This is a genomic window from Labrenzia sp. ATLA3 (assembly GCF_057180185.1).
This window is the reverse complement of sequence record NZ_JBXUKV010000011.1, coordinates 51,241-75,844: the sequence shown is the minus strand read 5'-3', so window position 1 is coordinate 75,844 and position 24,604 is coordinate 51,241. Positions and strand designations below refer to the sequence as shown.

Genomic DNA, 24,604 nt, shown 5'->3' with positions numbered 1-24,604 from the left:
CGCCGTGATTGAGCAGGCTTGGCACTTGTGACAGTTTTTTGAGTTTGGACCTGAATGAACACAGCGCGGCATCCAGATCTGACAGCAGACTGCGCATCGTGCGCTGCGCTTTGCTGCGTTGTTTTTGCGTTTGATCAGTCCGAGTCCTTCGGCATCGACAAGGCAGCAGGCGAGGTTTGTCCAAACCTGGATTGTAACGGTAGCTGCAGCATTTTTGACGACAGGTCCCGACTCGGGTTCAGCGGCTGCATTGCCTATGATTGTCATGGGGCAGGCCAGGTGGTGACACAAGAAGTGTTTGATGGGCGCTCCTGGCGGGATGATCCCGGGCTAATGACGCGGATGGGCGACGCGCTCTCGGTCCTTCGTCAAATTCATGAAAAGTTGCTGCTGTTGTCAGCCGCCGAAAAACTCCCTCTTGGCAAATCGGAACAACTGGAACTTTCGGAGCTCCAGCTTCAGCTTGCTCCTCAAACGGAATGGACCGAAGCAAGACTGAGGGAATTTCCGTTGGTCGAAGCCTCGCGTCAGGTCTCAGATTTCCTCACTGGCCTTCGTCGGCATATCAACATACCGCGTTGAAGAAACGCCAAAGGGTTTTTCCGGCGCATTCAATCATCGCTTCATCGACGAACAGGCGCGCACCAAACATGCAGTGGGCGGGCGACCTGAAGCCGGCGACAGCCTTAATGGGATCATGAAAGAGCATCATGCCTTGGCGCTGGTCCAGCGGTTCAATTGAGACCGCGCACTTCTTCCCAAACACGGTGCGATCTAGGGTCAACTTTCATCCAGCCCCCAGATTGCCAGGAATGCCGCTGTTTCAGCCTCCCGAAAGTTGGGCTGTCAGCGCTTCCTGATCTTGCCAGCGCCTCATCGACCAGGAAGCGCCTCACTTGGTTTGTCATACTGCATGATTCCGCAGAACAGACACCTCCTTCAGCCTAGGCACTGTGGCTGATCGTCCGGACGTCACGAGCGAACACGTCGACGTCCAGCGGGTCGATGTAGATGTGACCCGTGGAGGCACATGCCATCCGCTATTCCTTAAGCTCAAGGGCGGCAGCCTGCTCCTCGGCCAGCATCTGTTCATGATGTTCCTTTGCCTGAACTTCGATGAACAGACGTGTCACCGCAGGCATTTCCATCTTGATGGTTCTTTCCAGGGAATAGATCGTTTCTTCCACAGTCCCTGCTGTCACTTCGTCAATGAAGTCGACGGAAAGTGCGAGCAGGATATCCTGGGGCCCGCGATGCAATGTCCGAATTTCATTCAGGTTATTGATGGCAGCAGTCGCGTCGATGATGGCTTCTATCTTTGCGATAATTTCCGGCGACGCGCCTTCGCCAATCAGCAGTCCCTTGGTTTCATAGGCAAGCAGGGTAGCTGTTCCCCCGAGGATGACGCCGATCAGGATTGAAGCAACACCGTCCAGCCAGGGGAGGCCCAGAAACTGCACACCGAGCAATCCGACAAATGCGACGACCAGACCGAGCATGGCAGCGGAATCTTCAAACAGGACGGTGAAGACAGTTGGGTCCTTGCTGTCCTGGACGGCAGAAAAGATGGACTTCTTTCCCCGCGCCTTGTCGAATTCCTTGAACGCAATCCACCAGGCCGTGGCCTCGAAAATCATCGCAAGTGCCAGAACGATGTAAGCAACGTAAGGATCGGACACAGGATGAGGATGCAGGACCTTCTGGATTCCTTCGTAAATAGAGACACCGGCACCGACGGCAAAAATTAGGATCGCAACGACAAAGGACCAGAAATAGAGTTCGGCTCCGTAACCGAAGGGGTGTCTCTTGTCTGCCGGCTGCTTGGCTTTCTTCAGGCCATAGAGAAGCAGGCCCTGGTTGCCGGTATCGACGAGAGAGTGGATACCCTCCGACAGCATCGCCGAAGAACCGGTGTAGGCTGCCGCCGCAAACTTCGTTATGGCGATCAGGGAGTTGCCCGCAAGGGCCGCGAATATCACTTTTCTGGATCCATGGCCTGCCATGCTTGCCCTTTCCGGTCGGCTTGTTCCTGTCTCTTTGCACCGCAGCCTATGACGCATTCGTGACTTTGTTCAAGCACGCTGCATTGCAAGGATACCCCCGCATACGCCAAGGGAGACTTGTTTCATGATTGTCAGAAATTCGGCAGTGGTTGCGCTGTTTGTGGTCCTGTCAGGGTATGGACTGAATGGGTCCATTGCGGGCGAGGTGGAGATAGTCACGGCAAAGGCAAGCAGCTCCACAAGAGGATGGACCTTCTCAGTAACCCTCAAACATGACGACACAGGTTGGGATCATTATGCGGATCTCTGGCAGGTCTATACGCCAGAGGGACACCTGCTCGGCGAGCGGGTTCTTCTCCACCCGCATGTTGACGAACAACCCTTCACGCGCTCGCTTTCAGGCGTCAAGATCCCTGAAACCGTTTCGCAAGTCGTAATTCGGGCGCGAGACACGGTGCATGGCGTCTCTTCACAAGAATACAAGCTGGACTTGACGCGCTGAAGCGGTTTCAGGTGCGGATGAAAGCCAGCACGCCGTCTGCCACAAACTGAACGGAGAGCGCGGCAAGAAGCACCCCCAGCAGGCGGGTAATCACCAGTTGCGCGGTCTCCCCCAAAAGCCTTTCGATCTTGTCGGCCAGCAGAAACGCACCCATGCAACTCAACAGAATAATCGCGATGACGGCGCCCAGCCCTGCATAAGCAAGCGTGTCCGGGGCCTGGCTGGACAGCAGAATGATTGCCGAAATTGCGGCTGGTCCGGAGATCAGGGGGATCGCCAACGGAAAGATAGCCAGTTCGTTCAGCGTTCCGTGATGCGTTTCAGATTCCATCGCCTTTTCGGCGGTCTCGGTTTTGCGGGCCTGACGTTTGCCGAAAATCATCTCGATGGCGATCAGGAACAAGAGGATGCCGCCGGCAACTCGGAAGGCCGACACGGATATTCCGAGAACATTGAGCACCGTCTGTCCCGACGCATAGAAAATCAGAAGAATGCCAGCAGCCGTGATGGTTGCCCGAACGGCGACTTTGCGCCTGTCGTGCTTGCTCATTCCCGCCGTGATTGCCAGAAACATCGGGGCCAAACCAACCGGATCGATGGTGACGAATAGCGTCGCGAAGGCATTGATGTAGTAGTCCAGCATATCGATTCCCGGGCCGGTTTTTCAGGTGCTTTTGCCACCTTACTATAGTGCTTTGCGGGGTCCGCAGACCTTGTCCGGCGAAATGATTTTCAATCCCTGTGTATATTTCTCGTAACACATTGAAAGTTAGACCTTATTACTTTGGCGGAAAAGCTCCGGGAATTTGGAGCGGCGTCTTGAATCGGATATAAAAGGAGCAGCAATAACAATGAAATGAGTGTCTTCCTTGGCTGACCAGGACAATAGCACGCCCACTGACGGTCTTCCGTCCGATATCAAACCGGTCTCCATCGTCGATGAAATGAAGCGCAGCTATCTCGATTACGCGATGAGCGTGATCGTTTCGCGTGCGCTGCCTGACGTCCGCGACGGCCTCAAACCGGTTCACCGGCGCATTCTCTACTCGATGCACGAGAACGGCTACGAGTGGAACAAGCCCTATCGCAAGTCCGCCCGCGTGGTCGGTGACGTGATGGGGAAATATCACCCGCACGGCGACAGCGCGATTTACGATGCTCTCGTGCGGATGGCGCAGAATTTCTCGCTGCGGCTGCCGCTTATCGACGGGCAGGGCAACTTTGGGTCCATCGACGGCGACCCGGCCGCGGCCATGCGTTATACCGAGTGCCGGCTGCAAAAAGTCGCCCACAAGTTGCTGGACGATATCGACAAGGAAACGGTCGACTTTCAGGAGAACTACGATAACTCCGAAAGCGAACCTGTTGTTCTTCCTGCCAAGTTCCCGAATCTTCTTGTCAACGGGGCCGGCGGTATTGCGGTCGGCATGGCCACCAACATCCCGCCGCATAACCTGGGCGAAGTCATCGACGCCGCCATTGCCGTGATGGAAAATCCGGCGATGTCGCTTGAAGAGCTGATGCAGATCGTCCCTGGTCCGGACTTTCCGACAGGTGGCATGATCCTGGGTCGGTCTGGCATTCGCAGTGCTTATGAGACTGCCCGCGGATCCATCGTCATGCGGGCAAAGGTCGATGTCGAGGAAGTGCGCAAGGACCGCACCGCCCTGATCGTTACGGAGATCCCGTATCAGGTCAACAAATCGACCATGATCGAAAAGATTGCCGAACTGGTGCGCGACAAACGTATCGAAGGCATCTCCGACATCCGCGATGAAAGCGACCGCTCTGGCATGCGTGTCGTGATTGAACTGAAGCGTGATGCGGTTCCGGACGTGATCCTGAACCAGCTTTACCGGTTCAGCCAGTTGCAGACGTCCTTCGGCGCGAACATCGTTGCGCTGAACGGTGGCAAGCCGGAGCAGATGACCCTCTCCGACATGCTGCGCGCCTTCGTAGCGTTCCGTGAGGAAGTGATCCAGCGGCGCACCCGTTACCTTCTGAAAAAGGCGCGTGACAGGGCCCACATCTTGGTCGGTCTGGGTATCGCAGTTGCCAATATTGATGAAGTCATCAAGCTGATCCGTGCGGCACCGGACCCTGCGACGGCCAGAGCGCAGCTCATGGAGCGCAACTGGCCGGCAAAGGATGTGGAATCGCTCATTCTTCTGATCGACGACCCGCGCCACATGGTGCAGGACGACGGCACCTACAAACTGTCTGAAGAACAGGCGCGAGCTATTCTTGAACTGCGTCTGCAGCGTCTGACGGCGATGGGCCGCGACGAAATCGAGGAAGAACTCAACAAGATCGGTGCGGAAATTTCCGACTATCTCGACATCCTGCGCTCACGGGCCAGGATCCAGGAGATCGTCCGCGACGAAATGCTTGAAATCAAGCAAGAGTTCGCCACGCCACGCAAAACGGAAATTATCGAAGGTGGCGCCGACTTCGATGAAGAAGACCTGATCCAGCGCGAAGACATGGTCGTGACGGTCTCTCACGGCGGATACATCAAGCGTGTACCGCTGGCCACCTACCGGGCACAGCGGCGGGGTGGCAAGGGCCGGTCCGGCATGGCGACCAAGGACGAGGATTTCGTCACCCGGCTGTTCGTTGCCAACACCCACACGCCGGTTCTGTTCTTCTCGTCGCGCGGCATCTGTTACAAGATGAAGGTATGGCGTCTACCGCTCGGCGGACCTACCTCGCGCGGAAAGGCATTGATCAACCTGCTGCCGCTTGAGCAGGGCGAGCAGATCACCTCAATTCTTCCGTTGCCGGAGGACGAGGACAGCTGGGCAAACCTGGATGTGATGTTCGCCACCATTCGGGGCACCATCCGCCGCAACAAACTGTCCGATTTCGTCAACATCAACCGGAACGGCAAGATTGCCATGAAGCTGGAAGAGGGCGATGGCATTGTCGGCGTCGACACCTGTTCCGAACATGACGATGTGATGCTCACGACCAACTTCGGTCAATGTATCCGCTTCCCCGTCACCGATGTTCGCGTGTTCGCTGGCCGTAATTCCGTCGGGGTGCGCGGGATCCGTCTTGCCGATGAGGACCGTGTGATCTCCATGCAGATCCTGCACCACATCGATGTGAGCGCGGAAGAGCGCGCAGCCTATCTGAAACTTTCCCGGGCGATGCGCGGTGAAGCGGATGAAAACGGCAATGGCGCAGATGAAGAAGGCGTTGTCGCCGGTGAGCTGCCGCAGGAACGCTACGCACAGATGAGCGCGGCTGAACAGATCATCCTGACCATTTCGGAAAACGGCTACGGAAAGCGGACCTCTTCGTTCGAATACAGGGTCACGGGCCGAGGCGGAAAAGGCATCACGGCCATGGCCGTCAACAGCCGGAATGGCGGTCTGGTATCGTCCTTCCCCGTTGAAGACGGCCACCAGATCATGCTGGTCACGGATGGCGGTCAGCTGATCCGCTGTCCGGTGCACGGTATCCGCATCGCCGGCCGAGCAACGCAGGGGGTTATCGTCTTCAAGACGGCAGCCGACGAAAAGGTTGTTGCGGTCGAAGGGATCTCCGAAGCCGACGAGGAAGATGTTCTCGAAGATGGCCTGGAAGGAGACAGCGAGGGCTCTGCTGCCCCAGGCGAAGAGAAGGATGCCGGTACCGACACGGCTGAAGGAGATGACACACCTCCTGAAGCCTGATCTCTGATTGGCTAACCTTTAAACGACAACAGCGGCCAGGGTGGAACCTGAGCCGCTGTTTGCCGTTACGGGGAAGGGAGGTCTGAGGCGAAACTCAGTTGGCCACGGGATAACGCGCCAGAATGGTCTCGTTGACAGTCGGCGCGCTTCTTTCGACTGTAACAAAGGAAACATTGCGAACGCTAGTGGCACCAGTCAGGGCCGCAGCACAATCTTCGCTCCAGGCGCCCCAGGCTTGGGATTCGCAAACTTTCGTGGCGGGAACCTGCACCGCGCGGTCTGATTTGGTGCTTGCAAGCCCCTGCGTTGCCATGCTGGTCAGACCTTGCGCCTGGGATGCGTTGCCCGGGTACATGGTCATCATGCCCGCCCCAATCATGGTAAGCAAAGCCAGAACGAAAATGGCTGCCATCTTGAAATGGCCGGCCGGATCGATTGCCTTGGCCGGAAATGAAAACGGGCGCAGCGCGATTGCGGTTGCGGTCCTGTCGATTGTGGTAGTGCTCCTCATGGTGCTGGCTCCTGCTCACGCCAATTGATTTCGATGGAGCCAACATTACCCAAGCCTGCATAGAGAGATGTGACGACCGTCACACATTGTCAGTTACTGGCAAAAGTCTCGTTCGGGTCTGCGTTCCACTTGTTAGGCCGAAGCAGGCAGAGTAAGGAAGGGGCCATGAATCGTATTGCGCTTTATCCAGGATCCTTTGATCCTGTCACAAACGGCCACATGGATATATTGCGCCAGTCGCTTGCGCTGGCAGACAAGGTTGTGGTTGCCATTGGCGTCCATCCCGGCAAGACACCCCTGTTTTCCTTCAAGGAACGGGTCGAACTGATCCACGCATCCGCAAGGTCCGAGTTCACAGCAGACGAAGCTGATAGGATTGATGTCATTGCGTTCGACGATCTGGTGATCGAGACAGCAAGACAGCAGAAGGCTGCCTATCTGGTTCGCGGCCTGCGGGATGGCACCGATCTTGACTACGAAATGCAGATGGCCGGCATGAACGGCACGCTGGAGCCGGACATTCGAACGGTATTTCTTCCTGCATCCCCGACGGTGCGCCACATCACGGCCACCTTGGTGCGTCAAATCGCAAAGATGGGCGGTGAAATTTCCGCTTTTGTTCCGGAACCGGTAGCCGAACCATTACGGCTGCGGGCAACTACCGGCGCATGAACCGAAGCCAAGCTCTAGACCTGAACCTTAGGAGTCTCCAGTGTCGCGCTTTTTTGCAGTTTTTGCCATTCTGGCATCGCTCTTGATCCTGCCGTCAGCTGTTAACGCCCAGGCAAATGATCCTGAAAACACTCTTTATCTCGACCTGAAAGACGGTCGGGTCGTCATCCAATTGCGCCCGGATCTTGCACCGGCGCACGTCGAGCGCATCAAGAAGCTTGCCCGCGAAGGGTTTTACGACGGTATCGTCTTTCACCGCGTGATCGACGGATTCATGGCACAGACCGGTGACCCCACCGGCACAGGCACTGGCCGCTCCGACGAGCCCAACCTGAAAGCCGAATTTTCCGACGCGCCGTTCAAGCGTGGCACGCTCGGCATGGCCCGGTCTGCCAGCCCGGATAGCGCAAATTCGCAGTTCTTCATCATGTTCGCGGACGGTGATTGGCTGAACGGTCAGTACACTGTATTCGGTGAAGTCGTCGATGGCATGGAATACGTCGACAACATCAAGCGTGGCGAACCGCCGGCGAACCCAGACAAGATCATCAAGATGCAAGTCGCTGCAGACGCACAATAAGCATCTGGCCTCACAGATTTCAAAGACACTTAAGGAGATACTCGATGGCTGATATCAAAGACGCCGAAAACACCCTTCTCATGGAAACCAGCCAGGGTCCGGTCGTGATCGAGATGAAACCCGATCTTGCACCAACCCATGTCGCCCGCATCAAGGAACTGGTTCGCGAAGGCTTCTATGACGGTGTCGTCTTTCACCGCGTGATCGACGGCTTCATGGCCCAGACCGGTTGCCCGCAGGGAACCGGCACCGGCGGTTCCGGCAAGAAGCTGAAAGCGGAGTTCAGCAACGAAAAGCACGTGCGTGGCACCTGTTCCATGGCCCGTGCCATGGACCCGAACTCCGGCGACAGCCAGTTCTTCATTTGCTTCACCGACGCACCCTGGCTTGACGGTCAATACACCGTTTGGGGCAAAGTCATCGAAGGCATGGACAATGTCGACAAGATCAAACGTGGTGAGCCGGTGTCCAATCCGGACAACATCGCGTCCCTGAAGGTGGCGGCTGACGCAGCCTGAGCCTGCTGAAAATCATTGGTCTTGAGGCAGCGCGGGCAAACACCCGCGCTGTTTTGTTTTGGATCAGGCTCCAGATGGTTGACCTGCTTCTCCGTCACCAGTAAGAGCCGCTTACAGTATGTGCGGTTACCGGTCGAAACGGATCTGGCGCTGCATCCTGAAGCTTTCCAGATATTTGGCAGTAGCAAAACGCCATGCGCGTCGACCAATTCGATTTTGAGCTCCCAAACGAACGGATCGCCCTGCGTCCCGCCCGACCGCGCGATTCTGCCCGCATGCTTGTTGTGCGACCAGATCAGCAACCGCAGCTATCTGACGCCGGGGTTCGTGAACTGCCGCAACTGCTGGAACCTGGCGATGCGTTGGTCTTCAACGACACCAGGGTAATCCCGGCGCAACTCGAAGGAACGCGCCTGCGTGGTGAAATTAGCGCAGGCATTGGTGCGACGCTTCACATGCGTGCAGGACCCGACCGCTGGAAGGCTTTTGTCAGGCCGGCAAAGAAGCTCCAGGTCGGCGATACAGTGCTGTTCGAAGGATTCGGTACCCGGTTGACGGCGGACGTGACTGAAAAAGGCGACAGCGGCGAAGTGCTGCTGACATTCGACCGTTCCGGCCCTGACCTCGACGTAGCCATAGCTTCTGTCGGACACATACCCTTGCCACCCTATATCGCGCAAAAGCGTGGTGAGGACGACCAGGATCGCAAGGACTACCAGACGATATTTGCCGAGAAGGACGGTGCGGTTGCCGCGCCGACGGCGGGGCTTCATTTTACACCGGAATTGCTGCAGGCCTTGAGCGATCGCGGTATTGAGCAACACCGCGTAACGCTGCATGTCGGCGCGGGCACCTTCCTGCCGGTGAAGGCGGAAGACACGTCCGAACACAAGATGCACGCCGAATGGGGCGAAATCTCCGAAGAGACCGCCGCGGCCCTCCTGGCTGTCAAGGCGCGGGGAAACAAGGTCGTCAGCGTCGGCACCACATCCCTGCGTATCCTTGAAAGCTCAGCCCAGAAAACCGGTGCCATTGCCGCATTTGCCGGTGAAACGTCGATTTTCATCACGCCGGGCTACCGTTTCAGGGCAATCGATGCGTTGATGACCAACTTCCACCTTCCGCGCTCCACGCTCTTCATGCTGGTGTCGGCTCTTTCGGGCCTGGACACAATGCGTGAGGCCTATGCACACGCGATCTCGCAGGAATATCGTTTTTACAGCTACGGCGACGCTTCACTGCTGTTTCCGCAGGAAGGGGCTCTCTGAGGACCGAACATGACTGAAGAAACCGGCAAGACATTCGGCTTCAAGCTTATCACGACCGACGGTGCGGCTCGGCGAGGTGAGATCACCACACCTCACGGCGTCGTCCGCACGCCTGCTTTCATGCCGGTCGGCACCCAGGCGACTGTAAAGGCGATGTACCCGGAACAGGTACGTGAAACGGGGGCCGACGTCGTTCTCGGAAATACCTATCACCTGATGCTGCGTCCAACCGCGGAACGGGTTGCGAAACTTGGCGGGCTCCACACCTTCATGAACTGGCCGCACACGATCCTGACCGATAGCGGCGGGTTCCAGGTGATGTCACTTGCGCAACTTCGCAAGCTGGATGAAGACGGGGTGCGCTTCCAAAGCCATATCGATGGTCAGAAGTACCATCTGACGCCGGAACGTTCTGTCGAGATCCAGGGACTGCTCGGGTCAGACATTCAGATGCAGCTGGATGAGTGCATCAAATTGCCGAGCCCGCGTGAAGAAGTCCAAAGAGCGATGGAATTGTCGCTCAGATGGGCAGAGCGTTCCCGCACCCAGTTCGAAGCCATGGGCGGGCCTGGCAAGGGGCAGGGGCTATATGGCATCGTTCAGGGCGGCGACCAGTCGGATCTTCGGATTCGGTCTGCGGAAGAGCTCGGCAAGATGCCGTTTGAAGGTTACTCGGTCGGCGGACTGGCGGTTGGAGAGCCGCAAGACGTCATGCTGAGCATGCTCGACATCACCACACCGGTGATGCCGGTGGACAAACCCCGTTACCTGATGGGTGTCGGAACACCGGACGATCTTCTGGAAAGTGTGAAGCGCGGCATTGATCAATTCGATTGCGTGATGCCGACGAGAGCCGGACGTCACGGTCTGGCTTATACCCGCTATGGCAAGGTCAATCTGAAGAATGCCCGCCACCAGGAAGACCCCCGTCCGCTGGATGAGGCAAATGCCTGTCCCGCAACAAGCGTCTACAGCCGCGCCTATCTGCACCATCTTGTTCGCACAGGGGAAGGGCTGGGCGGCATGCTGCTTACCTGGAACAACATTGCCTACTACCAGTTCCTGATGCAGGGCATGCGCGATGCGATCGAGAACGGGCGCTTCGAGGACTTCTATGCCAAAACAAAGGAAGACTGGTCGCGCGGAGATATCGCGGCGCTGTAACCCCGCACAGTCAATCTTGGCTCCGGCAGAAACAGACTAGGCGGAAAACCCATCCGCTGTTGTCAGGTAGCAGCCGGAAATTTTCCACGTACCGTCTTCCTGCTGCTCGAAGCTATAGAGCGCCAGCCAATTCTTGCCTTTTGGACCTGTCACATAGACTTCCTGTGTCGGCCCTAGCTTGGTCATTTTCGATCGGCCGAACGTGACGCTTTTAGGCTTATAGACCGGTTGATAGCCTTGACGCACCATTTCCATGAAGAACTCAGGCGTCTGGAATCTCTGTTGCAAGGAACTTGTAGCAAAAGAGAAGGCCGCCTGGGCATTTCCCTTTGCAAAGGCACTCATCTGATTTTTGATGATGTTGTGAAAGGCACTGCTGTCGAGGCTGTCCTCGGCACGGACTGACCCGGAGGCCAGCAAGGCACTGACGCCGGCAACCGCCACCATCTTCCAGAAACGAGCATGAGCCATGTTCGGTGTCTCCTTTCCTGAAACCCGATAAGTATACGGCTCAAAACCCTTTTCAGATTGCTAAAATACCAGCAATCCTCTGCGGTAATTATCAGCAAGCTGAAGCATTTGGAGGCAGGTTCCTGTCGTCGTTTCCAGACGGTGCGTGGTGGTCTGCGCTTCGTCCAAGAGAAAAGTTCTGTAAAATCAAAGACGCCAAAGCCGAATTCCATCCGGACACGTTGACCGGTCGAGCAGTGCGGGAATATCAGCAACAAGACCGCGCTCGTTTTTCAGGACATCCTTCAACACCTGCCACCCCGTGCCATCATGGAAAAAATGCTGATGCGGGACAGCCAGAACGGCGACGTCTGCAGCGGCAAGTTCATCGGCAGGAGTCAGAGTGATTCCGTATTCTGCGGTTACCTCATCAGGATGCGCGAGCGGGTCGCAGACCTGAACGCTTGCGCCGAACTTCTCCAACTCCCGGATGAGATCGACAACCTTGGAATTGCGCGTGTCGGGCACATTTGCCTTGTAGGTGATGCCGAGAACAACGACCTTTGGCGGCATGGGCATGCCGAGCTTTACGCTTTCCTGAAAAATCTTGCCGGCAATGAACGCCGGCATTGCCTCGTTGGTCCCGCGACCAGCCAGAATGACCTGAGGTGTCATGCCGATTTCATGCGCCTTGTGCGTCAGGTAATAGGGATCAACACCGATGCAGTGACCACCGACCAATCCCGGCTGAAATGGCAGGAAGTTCCACTTGGTTGAAGAGCCCTCCAGCACATCCCTTGTGTCGATGCCCATCTGGTCAAACAGCATCGCCAGTTCGTTCATGAGAGCGATATTGAGATCGCGCTGCGTGTTCTCGATGACTTTCGCCGCTTCCGCCACCCGAATCGACGGCGCAAGATGAATTCCGGCCGTTACGACTGCACCATAGAGTTTGGCGAGCGTATCTGCCGCTTCCGGGCTTGAGCCCGAAACGATTTTGGTGATGTCCGCAAATCCGCGTTCGGTGTCGCCCGGGTTGATCCGTTCCGGAGAATAGCCAACAGCGAAGTCCCTTCCGAGGGTCAGCCCCGATTGTTGCTCCAGAATTGGAACGGCAACTTCCTCGGTTGCCCCTGGGTAGACGGTCGATTCAAAAACAACGATGGCGCCGGATTTCAGGTTGCGGCCAACAGTTGCTGCTGCGCTCCTGAAAGGCGACAGGTCGGGCCGCTTTGCATGGTCAACCGGTGTCGGCACAGCCACGATCAGAACATCCCGGTCGTTCAGATCGGTTTCCTGGCTGGAGAAAACGAGCGTTTCCTGCCGCAAATCAGCTTGCCCGACGGAGGCCGTGCTGTCGCATCCGCTGCGTAATTCGCTTAGCCGGTTTTCGTTGATATCAAACCCGAGAACATCAAACCCCTTCGCGGCGAAGGCGGTTGCGACCGGCAAACCGACATAGCCAAGACCGATGACTGCGATCCTGGTGGCGTAAATGGAGTTGTCGTGCATAAGGCATCCGGGATTGGTGCGAACGAAATAGGCCGGGTCTGCGCAAGACCCGGCCCACTCCTAAAGGCTTCTGGCGAACCTTTTCAAGTCCGCAGTGAAGACGGTCGCGGTTTATTCTGCGGCCAACGGTTTGCGGATCATCTCTTCCATGAACGGAACCAGTTCCCGAGCCAGTTTTGGATCGTCCATGCCGAATGCGATATTGGCGCTCAGGAAACCGGCCTTGTTGCCGCAATCATAGCTTCGACCTGCAAATTTGAGCGACGCGAAGTGTTGTTCCTTCATCAATGCAAGCATGCTGTCGGTCAGCTGGATCTCGCCGCCTGCACCCTTGCCTTGATTGGACAGAAGATCGAAAATCTGCGGCTGCAGAATGTACCGCCCCGTGATCATCAAATTGGACGGGGCCGTACCGGGGGCAGGTTTCTCGACCATGTTGGAGATCTTGTGAGCGTTGTCTCCGATTTCTCCGGCAAGTTCCACGATGCCGTATTGGTCGGTCTGATCTTCCGGAATCTCTTCCACGGCTATGATGTTGCCACCAACATTTTCATAAAGATCGACCATCTGCTTGAGGCAGCTTACCTGGGACTTGATGATCACGTCCGGCAGCAGGATGGCAAAGGGTTCCTCGCCAATGATATCGCGCGCGCACCAGATCGCGTGGCCGAGGCCGAGTGGAGCCTGCTGGCGGGTAAAGGAGGTTGAGCCGGGAACAGGCCGGTGCTTTTCAAGCAATTCCAGCGCCGCCGTCTTGTTTCTCGCCTTGAGCGTATCTTCAAGCTCATAGGCAATGTCGAAATGGTCTTCGATGACGTGTTTGTTTCGCCCTGTAACGAAAACAATATGTTCAATGCCGGCGGCCCGCGCTTCGTCCACCACATACTGGATGATCGGCCGATCGACGATTGTCAGCATTTCCTTGGGGACTGCCTTGGTTGCGGGCAAAAAACGCGTACCAAGACCTGCCACCGGCAGGATCGCTTTGCGAATGGGCTTGTTCATGTCAGGCCTTCCGATTGTCTACAAATACGAACTCAATCGTTTTTTTCACTAATAGTCACAAGAGCCGTCAAACGCACGTTCAATACTCAGTTCGTCCGTTATCTCGACCTTATGCCCCGTACCGCAAGCGACAACCGGACCAGTTGCCTATCGCGGGTTGTGGGCTTGTGAACTGCAATGCTAGCGCAATAACTTCTACAAAGTGATCATATTATGTCGTTGATCGCTTTCACACTTTTAAATCGATTTAAGGTCGAATCGCGTTCCACCAGAGCAATGTTGCGAGGAGAGCAAAAGAGCGCTATGGAACAGCGCAAGTTCCGGTATCGGATCTTTTTCTTGCAATGAGTTGCTGCACACAAGCGACAACCTTACGGCGAATGGTGGAAAATGACCGAGGCAAACCGCGTAGTTTCCGTTGGCAATGTAACTTTCAGCAATGACGCACCTTTCAGCCTCATTGCCGGCCCATGTCAGCTTGAAAGCCGCGAACACGCTCTGGAATGTGCTGCGGCCATCAAGGAAATTGCAGATCGTCTTGGAATCGGCGTCGTTTACAAGACGTCTTACGACAAGGCCAACCGGACATCACTCGCTGGAAAACGTGGAGTCGGCATCAACGAAGCTCTGCCAATTTTCGCGGAAGTGAAAGAAAAATTCGGCATGCCGGTTTTGACCGATGTGCACAGCCCTGAGCAATGCGCACCGGTTGCGGAAATCGTGGACGTTTTGCAAATTCCTGCATTTCTCTGCCGCCAGACTGACCTACTTGTTGCCGCAGCGAAGACTGGACGCGTGATCAATGTCAAGAAAGGCCAGTTTCTGGCGCCTTGGGACATGAAGAATGTTCTGGGCAAGGTAACCGGTTCAGGCAACGCAAACGTGATGTTGACCGAACGCGGAGCCAGCTTCGGTTACAACACGCTGGTCACAGACATGCGCTCACTGCCGATCATGGCACAGACCGGTGCTCCGGTTATTTTTGATGCGACCCATTCGGTTCAGCAACCGGGCGGGCAGGGGGCATCCACCGGTGGTGACCGGACCATGGTGCCTGTTCTTGCCCGCGCGGCCGTCGCTGTTGGCGTTGCCAGTCTTTTCATCGAGACGCACCCCGATCCGGACAACGCTCCGTCGGACGGTCCGAACATGGTGCCGCTCAATCAGCTCGAAGCGTTGCTGGCGCAGTTGAAGGCTCTCGACAACGTCGTCAAGGCCCCGGCCGTCGCCGCAGAATAATTCAATTAAGCCGCGCCTTGTGTGCGGCTTTCTTTTGTGGGGCAAACGCTCCCGGAAAAACCGCCGGTATTCCGGCTTCCGAACGGCCGGAGAATCTCCGGCGAACTTTCAATTCAGGTGCATGCGACAAGGGAGTTCTTTCCATGACCGCCATTATCGATGTCATCGGCCGTCAGATTTTCGACAGCCGTGGTAACCCGACCGTAGAAGTCGACGTTTTCCTGGAGGATGGCTCCTTTGGCCGGGCTGCTGTTCCGTCCGGTGCTTCCACCGGCGCACATGAAGCTGTCGAGCTGCGCGATGGCGGCGACCGTTTCATGGGCAAAGGTGTCCAGAACGCCGTTGACGCTGTCAACGGGGAACTCTTCGAGATCGTTGGCGGTCTGGATGCTGAAGACCAGCTTCAGATTGACCAGGCGATGATCGATCTCGATGGCACCCACAACAAGTCTCGCCTTGGCGCCAACGCGATCCTGGGTGTTTCGCTTGCCGTCGCCCGCGCTGCCGCCCAGGCGTCCGGCCTGCCGCTCTACCGCTATGTTGGCGGCACGTCTGCCCGTACTCTGCCGGTTCCCATGATGAACATCATCAACGGCGGCGCGCATGCAGACAATCCGATCGACTTCCAGGAATTCATGATCATGCCGGTCGGTGCCGAGTCCCTTGGCGATGCCGTACGCATGGGGTCGGAAATTTTCCACACGCTGAAGAAGGCGCTGAGCGCAGCCGGTCACAACACCAATGTTGGCGACGAAGGCGGTTTTGCCCCCAATCTGGAATCCACCGATGCTGCTATCGGCTTCGTCATGAAGGCAATCGAAACTGCCGGCTACAAGCCAGGCGAAGATGTCTTCCTGGCTCTCGATGCAGCTTCGACCGAGTTCTTCAAGGACGGCAAATATCTGCTGGAAGGCGAGGGCAAGACCCTGGCGCCTGAAGAAATGGCGAAATACCTCGCTGACCTCGCATCCCGCTACCCGATCATTTCGATCGAAGATGGCCTTGCAGAAGATGACTGGGACGGCTGGAAAGCAACAACCGACCTTATCGGCAACAAATGCCAGCTGGTCGGGGACGATCTGTTCGTGACCAACTCTGATCGCCTTCGCAAGGGCATCGACCTTGGTGTGGCCAACTCGATCCTGATCAAGGTCAACCAGATCGGAACGCTTTCTGAAACGCTGGACGCGGTTGAGACCGCCCACAAGGCTGCCTACACCGCAGTCATGTCCCACCGCTCGGGCGAAACCGAAGACAGCACCATTGCCGACCTGGCTGTTGCCACCAACTGCGGCCAGATCAAAACCGGTTCGCTGGCGCGTTCCGACCGGCTTGCAAAGTACAACCAGCTTATCCGTATCGAGGAAGAACTGGGCGCACAGGCCGTTTACGCAGGTCGTTCAATCCTGCGCGGCTGATTTCCGTCAGAACTGAAAATCGAAAAAGCCCCGTACTTTCGTGCGGGGCTTTTTTAGGTTTTGACCTCAAGAGGAATTCACTAGTTGGAGATTGCGGCCTGCGGATCGGTTCGTGTTTCTTCCGCGTGGAGAAGTGCCGCAGCAATAGTCTCGGGTTTTTCAGCGCCGGCCAGCACAAACCGGCCGTCTATGATGAAACAGGGCACTCCGGTGATGCCGGACTTGTGCGCATTGGCAATCTGCGCCTCAACCTTGTCGAGATCTGTTTCCGTTCCCAGTAGGTGCTCTACCAGATCGGATTGCATACCCGCTTCCTCGGCAATGCGAACCAGAACCTCTGAGCGCGTAAGGTCTTCCCCGTTCAGGAAGTAAGCCTTGAAGAGCAGCTCAACGACCTCATCCTGCAGATCATCATCACGAGACCAGAGGATCAGCCTGTGACAGTCGAGCGTGTTAGGCGACAAGGTGATGTCTTCAAAGGCAAAGTCTATGCCTTCTTCCTGCCCTGCGGCCCTGATCTGACTGTAGAAAGCTTCCGCCTTGTCCAGGCCGCCAAATTTGTCGCTCAGGTACTGTTTTCGGTCCTTGCCCGATTTGGGCAAGGTCGCGTCGAGCTGGAATGGATGCCAACGAACCAGCACATCGAGTTGGGGAACCGACTTCAGCGCCGCTTCCAGGCGCCTTTTTCCAATGAAGCACCAGGGGCACATCACATCGGATACGACATCGACGGTAAGAGCGGACGGTAAGGTCATCGGACATCCAGAACGTTGGAGATAATTTTATCAGGCTAAAGGCTCTGACAAATATGCCAACCCCAAATTCGCGGCAGTGTTAAGGCAATCACCAAAACATACCGCAGGAACTGCATACCTTCACAGAACAGTGTGCGTAAGGATCGAGCCGATCCGTTTCTGTAACCTGGTTGTGCCGGCTTCATTTTTCAAAACAGCCACCGGCCCGAAGTCCTTCACGAGACAGACGAGATCTTCGTCCCGGCTGGTCGCGTCGGCAATGGACAACAACGTCGTATTGATATCTTCCAGTTCCTCAGGAGACGAAGCGACAATGCCGAAACTTTCCGGTTGAAGCCTCATTTCCCAAAGATCGAGCCCTCGCGCGGCAAGGGCATTGCTGCAGGCTTCCAGATACCTGGTGTACTCTTCCACTCCAAGACCGCCTTGGGTGATTTGCTGGCGCAACCACATGTGACTTTCCGCAAGCACTCTGTCAGCAAGGCGCCGCCGTTTGCCAAACCGGGTCGCGGTGTTCAGGCGTCGGGCCAGGGTGTCCTTTCGGTTTTCTCCAACAAGAACGTCGGAAGCACCATTCCTGAAGAGATGCGCGAGATCTTCCTCACGCTCGCAAACTGCCAGCACCGGCAGTCCGGCAAAGCGGGCATCCCTTCTGATCTGCTGCATGTAATCGACGGCGTCATCAAACGGCGCGTCGATCACAACCGCGTCGAATGCACGCTTCGACATGAATTCGACTGCCATGTTCCCGTCGAAAGCGCCAACAACTTCCACCTTTTCCTCGCTGGCATCTTGCCACTCCAGAAACCGGCCGCTGAGGCCAACCACAAGCAGGCTACTCGTTCCGGAATGATGCGGGGCGCGACCGAAACCCGGAATTCTGCCAAAGATACGTCTGCGAAGTTGTGCCTCGTCTGATCGGAGCAAGGCACGCTGATGAACGCAGATCAGCATCAACAGCACTTCGTCGGGCACCACTCTATCGATGATCGCTGTCGGTTGGAGGCCGTTTGGAAGAATATCATCGCTACCGGTGAGAACGTAAAACGGGACTTCGCTCGCAAGATTTTTGATCTGGGGCAGCAGCCAGGAAAAGAAGTCGTCGCGGTGCTCGCTCTCAAGGCTGCTGATATCGACAACGATCGCGGCTGGCAGAGCCATGGGAAGCATGCTGCGCCGTTCGTACATGTTGACGAGAGAGACGTCTAAATCCTCAGGCGCATCGCCACTGCTGCTTCGCCTCGGGCGCCGTCCGGCATACCAATAAGGGCCGCGCCAGGAAAGCGACGTTTCAACATCCATACGCTATCCCACCTACGCCACGGCAGCAGGCAATCGCTGCGTCCGCATGGTCAGCCGTTCCCGGTTGATCGTTCCATCCGCGTTCCGCGGCAGAGACTGCAAAATCAACACACGATGGGGGATCTTGGCAAGATCCACACCCTCGGCATCCAGATAGGCAAAAAAGGCGCCTGCGTCAGGCACATGCCCGGCCTCTGGTACGAGCGCTGCATACATCCTGGCTCCCAGGAGAGGATCTTCCACAATGAAGGCTGCTGCTTCCCTGATCCCCGGATAACCAGCATAGACCCCATCTATCGTCTCGAGATTTCCAGTACCAAGGGCGTAATGCCCCGGCACTCCGAATCCGGCGATACCGCCATCTGTCAGTTCGACCTTGATGTTGGTGTTCAAAAAACCGGTACCTTCCCAACGAACGCGCCGCTGATCACCGTTGATGGTGCGCCAGCCGACATCGGGAACGATGGGCCCCTTCACCAGAAGCGTTGGAAATTGCTCTTCCACCTCGTCGGTGACCGCAATTTCAAGGAGGGCTGGCCCGCTTTCGCACCCGATTGGCCCACTATGCTTTCCCAGCGCAGTGGCTTTCATTTTTGCCGAAGGACCTCGTGCCTTTGCCACGAGAGCAAACTCGTCAGCGATTTGAAGGTCTACGAGCCGGCGCCTGGCAACAAAAGTTGTCGGGTGAGGCGCCGCAATGTTCCAGGCCGCAAGCAGGGTTGTTTTTGTGTTTTCCAGTTTCCGGTCGAGCGTCTGCGCAAGCGGTCCGGGCGTCATTACGATATCCGCTTGAACCTCGTTTGCATGTGCGGCGAGATTTGCAAGTGATGTCGGGTGATGCAGGTGCAACGTACTGCCGGTCAAAAGCCAGGGCGCAAGTCCTCCGCCAAGGCCGGTCAGACCGCTGAGCGAGTAAGGCAGAACGATCGAGCTGGCATCGCGCACATGGGCTTCCTGCACGATCATTTGCGCGACGGACACCCAGTGATTATGGCAGCGTGTGACAGGTACGTTTTCTTCGCCGCTGCGGCTCCAGCAAATGGTGGCGGTGTGGTCCGCCGGATCTGGGCGCTCACTCGGTGTGAACTTCAACTCGTCACCCATTTCGGCAAGCATCGGACCAAGCTCGATCAAGCCGTCGGGAATATCCTTGCCAAGCCCGAAAATAAACCGCAACGAGAACAGATCCGCTGCAACATCACGTGCGGCAACGCCGACCTGACGCGTTTCGACACGGTCTGCAGCGACAAACCCCTTGGCGCCGATGGAATTCAGGGCTTCCAGAACGTTTTTCTGCCGCCAGTGCAGTGGCAGGGGGGAAATGATCAGATCAGCCCGCAGCGCAGCCAGGATCGCAATGACGGTATCGACCGTGTTGGGGGCCTGAACACCGACAACGTGATCGGATGAAAGGCCAACGGTCGTATAAAACGCCGCAAGCCGGTCGATCTCCCGGTCAGCCTCTGCATAAGTCAGCGCACGTGGGGCGCCGCCGGTCCAGTTGGCCCTGTCCGGAGCATCGACCAGAGCGACCCGGTCGGGGTGTTCAGCGGCTGTCTTTCGGAACATTTCATCAAGCGGCACATCGGACCAGGCTCCGCTTTGATGGTATTCCTCGGACAGGCTTTCAGGCGTGGCTTTCATTTTTTTCTTCGTCCATTGGTCCGATTATTGCGCTTTGGCTGACCACCAGGTGTCGTACTCATGGCCATAAAGCGACTCGTTTTGAGGTGGAACGATCTGCTTCCAGTGAGCAACCCAATCATCTGCGACGTGGTAGAGCGGAACTGCGTAGGCCCCGGAAATCAGGACGCGATCGAATGCGCGAACAGCTGCGATGAAATCATCCCGGCTCCGCGCGCCGACGATCTCGTCGATCATCGCATCGATTGCCGGCTCGTGGGCGCCAACAAAGTTGAAGGAGCCTTCCGCCTCCGCGGCTTTTGACGACCAGCGGCCATATTGCTCGGCACCGGGAGACAGTGAGGCGTACCAGGTGTTGAACACCATATCGAAATCGCGTTTCGTTCTGCGGTCTTCAAACTGGGATGGGTCGACACTGCGCACGCTTGCGTCAATGCCGAGCAACTCCAGCGTCCGAATGTAGGCGAGAGCCAGTTTTTCTTCGTCTTCGTTCTTGGCAAGTATTTCAAAAGAAAGCTGGTTTCCGGTTTCAGCGTGAACGAGTTTCCCGTCCTTCAGCCTGTAACCGGCTTTGCCGAACGCTTCGAGCGCCGCCCGAAGCACCTTCCTGTCCCGCCCGGAACCATCCCCCTGGGCCGGACGCCAGGTGCCGTCCATGACCTCTGGATCCACTGCATCGGGGAAGGGGGCAAGCAGTTCCTTTTCGCGATCGCTCGCCGGGCGGCCGATCGACGACAGCTCAGAATTGTCCCAGTAACCAGCAGTACGCGTATAAAGACCGTAATAAAGGTTACGGTTAACCCACTCGAAATCGAACAGAATGCGCAAAGCCTTGCGCACAGCTGGATCGGAGAATTGGTCTCGACGGGTGTTGAACGCAATGCCCTGCATGGCGGCCGGGATACCGAGCGGAAGTGACCGCTTGAGCACGTCACCATTTTCCACTGCCGGAAAATCGAGGCCGGTTGCCCAGCGGGCCGGATCCCTAAACTGAAGAGCCTGAACCAGGCCCTTTTTGAAGGATTCCTGCAAGGTGGTCTCATCGCGGAAATATTCGATCCTGATTTCATCGAAGTTGTCGAAACCGGCTTTTACAGGCAGATCCTTGGCCCAGTAATCCGGGTTCTTCTCATATACAACCAGCCGGCCCGGCTCGATCGTCTTGAACGTGTAAGGCCCGCTTCCCACCGGCGGGTTTAGAGAGGACTTGTCAAAATTCTCCGCATCTGTGCTGGCCTTTGAGTAGATCGGGGCCAAAGCTATCAGGAGAGGCAATTCGCGATTGTCGCCGTTTTCAAACACCAGCTTCAGCCGGTTGGGTGCGGTCACCTGTTTCTCGGTGATGGCCGCATACCAGTTCCTGTAAGGCGGGCGTCCCTTGTCGCGGATCACGTCCAGAGAAAAGATGACGTCATCTACGGTAACTGGCGTCCCGTCGGAAAACTTGGCATCCGGATTTAGCTCAAATTCGATCCATTCCCGGCTCTCCGGCATGCGCACACGTTGAGCCAGAAGCCCATAAAGCGAAAAAGGTTCCGCATAAGAGCGAACCATCAGGCTTTCCAGAACGTTGTTGCCGAATTCGCGTTCCCGCATGCCACGGGCCGAAGTCCAACCTCCCTGAACAATGAAGGAATTCAGGCTGTCGAAGGTTCCCTGTACACCAAGAGTAATCGTACCGCCTTTGGGCGCATCGGGATTGGCGTAGGGAAATGCTTCGTTTGGACCTAGAGCGGGCGTTCCATGCATGGCGATGGCATGCGTCCAGGGTACGGTTTCTTCATCCGCAATCGCAGGCAGGCAGAAAGAGATGGCGAGCACACAAACGCTCGAGGCCGCCAAACCGATCGCCCGGCCGGCACGAAAAAGAAGACCGGAAACTGTCGAACTACGCATCACCACCGCCGGAGATTCTATTGATTCCCAGCGTTCAGAATAACACACGGTTAACAGGGAAGCGCCCGGGACAAACAACAAACCTCAAGATATTCAGCTCTGAATTGCCCATTGGGCGTGCGTTGCAAATCGGCCACCCTCTCGCCCAAATTAAGTGTCTTACCATGGTTTCACGGTTTGAATGTTGTTACGGGCCTTGCGGTTGGTTCCGGAATGCCCCAGAACAACGCGAAAGTTTCGTACACGCACGATTGAGGACGTTTCGATGACGAGTGTTTTGAAAAGAGGATTGTTCGGATGTGCAGTAGGTGCATTCGTGGCCCTATCTTCTTTTGCTGGTACACCCGCAATCGCCCAGGAGGAAAAAAGCCCATGGACGAAAGCGTGTAACACCAATCCGAACACGCAGAAGCAAATCTGCTTTATTTCGATTGAATTGCGCACCAATACCGGACAGTTCCTGAGCAACATTGCTATTCAGGAAACTGAAGGGGAAGCCCGCAAGAAGCTGCTGGTCGCCGTACCGACCGGCGTTCTGATCCAGCCCGGCGTTCGCATTCAGATCGATGATGGCAAGCCCGTTCAGGGCAAGTACAGCATCTGCGCACCCAACGCCTGCTATGCAGAACTGGCGATTGATGACTCCTTCATCAACACCATGAAGCAGGGCGGCGAAATGATCGTGGCTCCGTATAACCAGCAGGCCAAGGAAATCGTCTTCAAGATGACCCTGATCGGCTTCACCAAGGTATACGACGGCGAGCCCATGAACCTTGCTGAACTGCAAAAGCGTCAGGAAGAGCTGCAGAGCGAATTGCAGAAGCGGGCTGACGAAGCACGTCAGAAGCTGATCGACGCTCAGAAGCAAAGCCAGTAAGAAACTGCGTTTTCAGAATTGAAGAAGGCCGGAACTTTCAAGGTTCCGGCCTTCTTCGTATTTGAACTGCCATGTCAGCAGACAAACCGGATACATCGTCCGTTCAGTGGATCTCCACGCTGCGCGGCAGATAGGACCCGTCGGTCTGTTCCTCGAAAATTTCTTCCACCTGCGGATGGCGCACCGGTTCACCGGTCATGTCTGCTTCCAGGTTCTGTTCGCTGACATAGGCCACATATTCGGTTTCCTCGTTTTCGGCGAGGAGGTGATAAAACGGCTGATCGCGCAGAGGACGCACGTCTTCCGGGATCGCGTTCCACCATTCTTCCGTATTGCTGAAGGTCGGATCGACATCGAAAATAACGCCACGGAAGGGGTAAATCCGGTGCCGGACGACCTGGCCAATTCTGAATTTTGCCGTTCGCATGGTTACTCGTCCGCATACTGCATGCACTGCCGGGATACCGTGTCAGCCCCCGGCGTGCAAGCATTGTAACATTAAACCTTAAATGACGAGCATTGCGAAAGTCTAAAGGCCATAGACCTCCGCGAGTTCCGAATCCTTCGATGCAACCAGTTTTGCAAGATCCACGATCACCTTCGCCTGTTTCCAGGTTGCATCATCCTGCATCTTGCCATCGATCATCACCGCACCGGTGCCGTCAGGCATTGCATCAAGGATTTTGCGCGCGAATGCAACTTCGCCCGGGTCTGGAGAAAAGACCTTTTTGGCGATCTGGATCTGTGTCGGATGCAGGGACCAGGCCCCCAGACACCCCATTAGAAAGGCATTGCGGAACTGGCTTTCGCAAGCGTCTGCGTCGGAAAAATCGCCGAAAGGCCCATAGAAGGGCTTCAGGCCGTAAGACAGGCAGGCATCGACCATCTTGCCGACCGTGTAATGCCACAAATCTTGCTGATAAGCCGTTCGCCCGTTTGCACCGTCGACGTCGGACAGGACCGCGTAGTCCGGGTGGCCGCCGCCGACCCTTGTGGTTTTCATGCCGCGAGATGCTGCGAGATCTGCCGGTCCAAGGCTCATGCCATGCATTCGTGGGCTTGCCGCCGCAATCTCCTCAACGTTCTTCACGCCTTCCGCCGTTTCCAGAATGGCGTGGATCATGATCGGTTTGGAAAATCCGGCCTTGGCTTCCAGCTGCGCCAGCAATTGGTCAAGGTAGTGAATATCCCACGCGCCTTCGACCTTGGGCAGCATCACCACATCAAGCTTTTCACCGACCGCGGGGACGATTTCCAGAAGGTCATCCAAGAACCATGGGCTGTTGAGACAGTTTACCCTGGTCCACAGACCCGTGGTGCCGAAGTCGTTATCCTGTGCGATCTGGATAAAGCCTCTGCGGGCATCCGTCTTGGCATCTGCGGGAATGGCGTCTTCCAGGTTGCCAAGCACGACATCGACGTTCTTGATCAGATCCGGCACCTTGGACCGCATCTTCTCGATATGCGGCGGGACAAAATGGATCATGCGCTCCAGCGAGACGGGAAGCTCACGGAACGGGTCGGGCGCGCCGATGGCGAGCGGCTTGTAGAATGCGCTTGGGGTTTTCATGAAACAGCTGTCCTCCACCAGTTGAAGTCATAGCTATA

Annotated in this window: 24 protein-coding genes; 11 read left to right on the top strand and 13 right to left on the bottom strand. The window is 56.4% G+C overall.

The features are described from left to right. Window positions 1-54: 54 nt before the first annotated feature. Window positions 55-582 (top strand): hypothetical protein, encoded by a 528-nt coding sequence (locus AC2A6O_RS26920; protein ID WP_498931750.1) that lies wholly within the window; start codon window positions 55-57, stop codon window positions 580-582. On the opposite strand, the gene AC2A6O_RS26915 is transcribed toward AC2A6O_RS26920, so the two are convergent. Next, window positions 566-784: a hypothetical protein gene (locus AC2A6O_RS26915; protein ID WP_498931748.1), complete on the bottom strand. Its 219-nt coding sequence runs from the start codon at window positions 782-784 to the stop codon at window positions 566-568. The two genes, AC2A6O_RS26920 and AC2A6O_RS26915, sit on opposite strands and share 17 nt — an antisense overlap. A 256-nt stretch (window positions 785-1,040) precedes the next feature. Next, window positions 1,041-2,003 (bottom strand): cation diffusion facilitator family transporter, encoded by a 963-nt coding sequence (locus AC2A6O_RS26910; protein ID WP_148586925.1) that lies wholly within the window; start codon window positions 2,001-2,003, stop codon window positions 1,041-1,043. Between the two features lie 124 nt (window positions 2,004-2,127). Here AC2A6O_RS26910 and AC2A6O_RS26905 point away from each other — a divergent pair, with 124 nt between their 5' ends. After that, the gene (locus tag AC2A6O_RS26905) at window positions 2,128-2,505 is read left to right on the top strand and encodes a hypothetical protein (protein WP_498931746.1); all 378 of its coding nucleotides are present in this window, start codon (window positions 2,128-2,130) and stop codon (window positions 2,503-2,505) included. Window positions 2,506-2,512: 7 nt separating this feature from the next. Here the strand turns inward: AC2A6O_RS26905 and AC2A6O_RS26900 are convergent, their stop codons facing one another. After that, a complete protein-coding gene (locus tag AC2A6O_RS26900) occupies window positions 2,513-3,148 on the bottom strand; it encodes a MarC family protein (protein WP_148586924.1) in 636 nt (211 codons plus the stop codon). 226 nt (window positions 3,149-3,374) lie between these two features. Here AC2A6O_RS26900 and gyrA point away from each other — a divergent pair, with 226 nt between their 5' ends. Next, entirely contained in the window at window positions 3,375-6,185 is a 2,811-nt protein-coding gene (gene gyrA / locus AC2A6O_RS26895) for a DNA gyrase subunit A (protein WP_498931744.1), read from the top strand. Window positions 6,186-6,279: 94 nt separating this feature from the next. Here gyrA and AC2A6O_RS26890 read toward each other — a convergent pair whose 3' ends face one another. After that, on the bottom strand, window positions 6,280-6,696 hold the full coding sequence (locus tag AC2A6O_RS26890) for a phosphopantetheine adenylyltransferase (RefSeq protein ID WP_498931743.1): 417 nt from the start codon (window positions 6,694-6,696) through the stop codon (window positions 6,280-6,282). 165 nt (window positions 6,697-6,861) lie between these two features. Between AC2A6O_RS26890 and coaD the strand changes: the two genes are divergently transcribed. The 5 genes from coaD (at window position 6,862) to tgt (ending at window position 10,898) form a co-directional block, all read left to right on the top strand. Beyond that, the gene (gene coaD, locus AC2A6O_RS26885; protein ID WP_498931741.1) at window positions 6,862-7,368 is read left to right on the top strand and encodes a pantetheine-phosphate adenylyltransferase; all 507 of its coding nucleotides are present in this window, start codon (window positions 6,862-6,864) and stop codon (window positions 7,366-7,368) included. 40 nt (window positions 7,369-7,408) lie between these two features. Then, window positions 7,409-7,948: a peptidylprolyl isomerase gene (locus AC2A6O_RS26880; protein ID WP_498931739.1), complete on the top strand. Its 540-nt coding sequence runs from the start codon at window positions 7,409-7,411 to the stop codon at window positions 7,946-7,948. A 44-nt stretch (window positions 7,949-7,992) separates the two neighbouring features. Continuing rightward, window positions 7,993-8,466 carry a peptidylprolyl isomerase gene (locus AC2A6O_RS26875; protein WP_148586920.1) on the top strand — a complete coding sequence of 158 codons (474 nt, stop codon included), beginning with the start codon at window positions 7,993-7,995 and terminating at the stop codon, window positions 8,464-8,466. Between the two features lie 194 nt (window positions 8,467-8,660). Next, window positions 8,661-9,734: a tRNA preQ1(34) S-adenosylmethionine ribosyltransferase-isomerase QueA gene (queA, locus tag AC2A6O_RS26870; protein ID WP_498931737.1), complete on the top strand. Its 1,074-nt coding sequence runs from the start codon at window positions 8,661-8,663 to the stop codon at window positions 9,732-9,734. A gap of 9 nt (window positions 9,735-9,743) precedes the next feature. After that, entirely contained in the window at window positions 9,744-10,898 is a 1,155-nt protein-coding gene (gene tgt / locus AC2A6O_RS26865) for a tRNA guanosine(34) transglycosylase Tgt (RefSeq protein WP_498931735.1), read from the top strand. Between the two features lie 36 nt (window positions 10,899-10,934). Here tgt and AC2A6O_RS26860 read toward each other — a convergent pair whose 3' ends face one another. The 3 genes from AC2A6O_RS26860 to galU all read right to left on the bottom strand — a co-directional run bounded on the left by AC2A6O_RS26860 (window position 10,935) and on the right by galU (window position 13,865). Continuing rightward, complete coding sequence (locus AC2A6O_RS26860; RefSeq protein WP_148586917.1) at window positions 10,935-11,369, bottom strand: DUF4864 domain-containing protein; 435 nt, start codon at window positions 11,367-11,369, stop codon at window positions 10,935-10,937. Window positions 11,370-11,555: 186 nt separating this feature from the next. Next, on the bottom strand, window positions 11,556-12,860 hold the full coding sequence (locus tag AC2A6O_RS26855; RefSeq protein ID WP_498931733.1) for a nucleotide sugar dehydrogenase: 1,305 nt from the start codon (window positions 12,858-12,860) through the stop codon (window positions 11,556-11,558). A gap of 111 nt (window positions 12,861-12,971) precedes the next feature. Further along, window positions 12,972-13,865, bottom strand: coding sequence for a UTP--glucose-1-phosphate uridylyltransferase GalU (gene galU / locus AC2A6O_RS26850; RefSeq protein ID WP_498931731.1), 894 nt, complete (start codon window positions 13,863-13,865; stop codon window positions 12,972-12,974). A gap of 390 nt (window positions 13,866-14,255) precedes the next feature. On the opposite strand from galU, the gene kdsA reads away from it, so the two are divergent. Together kdsA and eno are read left to right on the top strand one after the other, a co-directional pair. Then, window positions 14,256-15,104 (top strand): 3-deoxy-8-phosphooctulonate synthase, encoded by an 849-nt coding sequence (gene kdsA, locus AC2A6O_RS26845; RefSeq protein ID WP_498931729.1) that lies wholly within the window; start codon window positions 14,256-14,258, stop codon window positions 15,102-15,104. 143 nt (window positions 15,105-15,247) lie between these two features. After that, window positions 15,248-16,522: a phosphopyruvate hydratase gene (eno, locus tag AC2A6O_RS26840; RefSeq protein WP_498931727.1), complete on the top strand. Its 1,275-nt coding sequence runs from the start codon at window positions 15,248-15,250 to the stop codon at window positions 16,520-16,522. Window positions 16,523-16,602: 80 nt separating this feature from the next. On the opposite strand, the gene AC2A6O_RS26835 is transcribed toward eno, so the two are convergent. The 4 genes from AC2A6O_RS26835 to AC2A6O_RS26820 all read right to left on the bottom strand — a co-directional run bounded on the left by AC2A6O_RS26835 (window position 16,603) and on the right by AC2A6O_RS26820 (window position 22,119). Beyond that, window positions 16,603-17,277, bottom strand: a complete 675-nt coding sequence (locus tag AC2A6O_RS26835) for a DsbA family oxidoreductase (protein WP_498931725.1) — start codon at window positions 17,275-17,277, stop codon at window positions 16,603-16,605. Between the two features lie 120 nt (window positions 17,278-17,397). Next, the gene (locus tag AC2A6O_RS26830) at window positions 17,398-18,579 is read right to left on the bottom strand and encodes a PleD family two-component system response regulator (RefSeq protein WP_498931723.1); all 1,182 of its coding nucleotides are present in this window, start codon (window positions 18,577-18,579) and stop codon (window positions 17,398-17,400) included. A gap of 12 nt (window positions 18,580-18,591) precedes the next feature. Further along, on the bottom strand, window positions 18,592-20,223 hold the full coding sequence (locus AC2A6O_RS26825; RefSeq protein ID WP_498931721.1) for an AMP-binding protein: 1,632 nt from the start codon (window positions 20,221-20,223) through the stop codon (window positions 18,592-18,594). Window positions 20,224-20,247: 24 nt separating this feature from the next. Beyond that, a complete protein-coding gene (locus tag AC2A6O_RS26820; RefSeq protein ID WP_498931719.1) occupies window positions 20,248-22,119 on the bottom strand; it encodes an extracellular solute-binding protein in 1,872 nt (623 codons plus the stop codon). A 265-nt stretch (window positions 22,120-22,384) separates the two neighbouring features. On the opposite strand from AC2A6O_RS26820, the gene AC2A6O_RS26815 reads away from it, so the two are divergent. Next, window positions 22,385-22,996, top strand: coding sequence for an invasion associated locus B family protein (locus AC2A6O_RS26815; protein WP_148587358.1), 612 nt, complete (start codon window positions 22,385-22,387; stop codon window positions 22,994-22,996). 103 nt (window positions 22,997-23,099) lie between these two features. Here AC2A6O_RS26815 and hspQ read toward each other — a convergent pair whose 3' ends face one another. Together hspQ and AC2A6O_RS26805 are read right to left on the bottom strand one after the other, a co-directional pair. Next, window positions 23,100-23,423: a heat shock protein HspQ gene (hspQ, locus tag AC2A6O_RS26810; RefSeq protein ID WP_022998644.1), complete on the bottom strand. Its 324-nt coding sequence runs from the start codon at window positions 23,421-23,423 to the stop codon at window positions 23,100-23,102. Window positions 23,424-23,525: 102 nt separating this feature from the next. Further along, window positions 23,526-24,566, bottom strand: a complete 1,041-nt coding sequence (locus AC2A6O_RS26805) for an HpcH/HpaI aldolase/citrate lyase family protein (protein WP_498931716.1) — start codon at window positions 24,564-24,566, stop codon at window positions 23,526-23,528. Window positions 24,567-24,604 lie beyond the last annotated feature (38 nt).

Coding starts and splice junctions, on each gene's coding strand:
- AC2A6O_RS26920 (WP_498931750.1), top strand. CDS start 55: ATGAACACAGCGCGGCATCCAGATCTGACAGCAGACTGCGCATCGTGC.
- AC2A6O_RS26910 (WP_148586925.1), bottom strand. CDS start 2,003: ATGGCAGGCCATGGATCCAGAAAAGTGATATTCGCGGCCCTTGCGGGC.
- AC2A6O_RS26905 (WP_498931746.1), top strand. CDS start 2,128: ATGATTGTCAGAAATTCGGCAGTGGTTGCGCTGTTTGTGGTCCTGTCA.
- AC2A6O_RS26900 (WP_148586924.1), bottom strand. CDS start 3,148: ATGCTGGACTACTACATCAATGCCTTCGCGACGCTATTCGTCACCATC.
- AC2A6O_RS26890 (WP_498931743.1), bottom strand. CDS start 6,696: ATGAGGAGCACTACCACAATCGACAGGACCGCAACCGCAATCGCGCTG.
- coaD (WP_498931741.1), top strand. CDS start 6,862: ATGAATCGTATTGCGCTTTATCCAGGATCCTTTGATCCTGTCACAAAC.
- AC2A6O_RS26875 (WP_148586920.1), top strand. CDS start 7,993: ATGGCTGATATCAAAGACGCCGAAAACACCCTTCTCATGGAAACCAGC.
- queA (WP_498931737.1), top strand. CDS start 8,661: ATGCGCGTCGACCAATTCGATTTTGAGCTCCCAAACGAACGGATCGCC.
- tgt (WP_498931735.1), top strand. CDS start 9,744: ATGACTGAAGAAACCGGCAAGACATTCGGCTTCAAGCTTATCACGACC.
- AC2A6O_RS26860 (WP_148586917.1), bottom strand. CDS start 11,369: ATGGCTCATGCTCGTTTCTGGAAGATGGTGGCGGTTGCCGGCGTCAGT.
- AC2A6O_RS26855 (WP_498931733.1), bottom strand. CDS start 12,860: ATGCACGACAACTCCATTTACGCCACCAGGATCGCAGTCATCGGTCTT.
- galU (WP_498931731.1), bottom strand. CDS start 13,865: ATGAACAAGCCCATTCGCAAAGCGATCCTGCCGGTGGCAGGTCTTGGT.
- kdsA (WP_498931729.1), top strand. CDS start 14,256: ATGACCGAGGCAAACCGCGTAGTTTCCGTTGGCAATGTAACTTTCAGC.
- eno (WP_498931727.1), top strand. CDS start 15,248: ATGACCGCCATTATCGATGTCATCGGCCGTCAGATTTTCGACAGCCGT.
- AC2A6O_RS26835 (WP_498931725.1), bottom strand. CDS start 17,277: ATGACCTTACCGTCCGCTCTTACCGTCGATGTCGTATCCGATGTGATG.
- AC2A6O_RS26830 (WP_498931723.1), bottom strand. CDS start 18,579: ATGGATGTTGAAACGTCGCTTTCCTGGCGCGGCCCTTATTGGTATGCC.
- AC2A6O_RS26825 (WP_498931721.1), bottom strand. CDS start 20,223: ATGAAAGCCACGCCTGAAAGCCTGTCCGAGGAATACCATCAAAGCGGA.
- AC2A6O_RS26820 (WP_498931719.1), bottom strand. CDS start 22,119: ATGCGTAGTTCGACAGTTTCCGGTCTTCTTTTTCGTGCCGGCCGGGCG.
- AC2A6O_RS26815 (WP_148587358.1), top strand. CDS start 22,385: ATGACGAGTGTTTTGAAAAGAGGATTGTTCGGATGTGCAGTAGGTGCA.
- hspQ (WP_022998644.1), bottom strand. CDS start 23,423: ATGCGAACGGCAAAATTCAGAATTGGCCAGGTCGTCCGGCACCGGATT.
- AC2A6O_RS26805 (WP_498931716.1), bottom strand. CDS start 24,566: ATGAAAACCCCAAGCGCATTCTACAAGCCGCTCGCCATCGGCGCGCCC.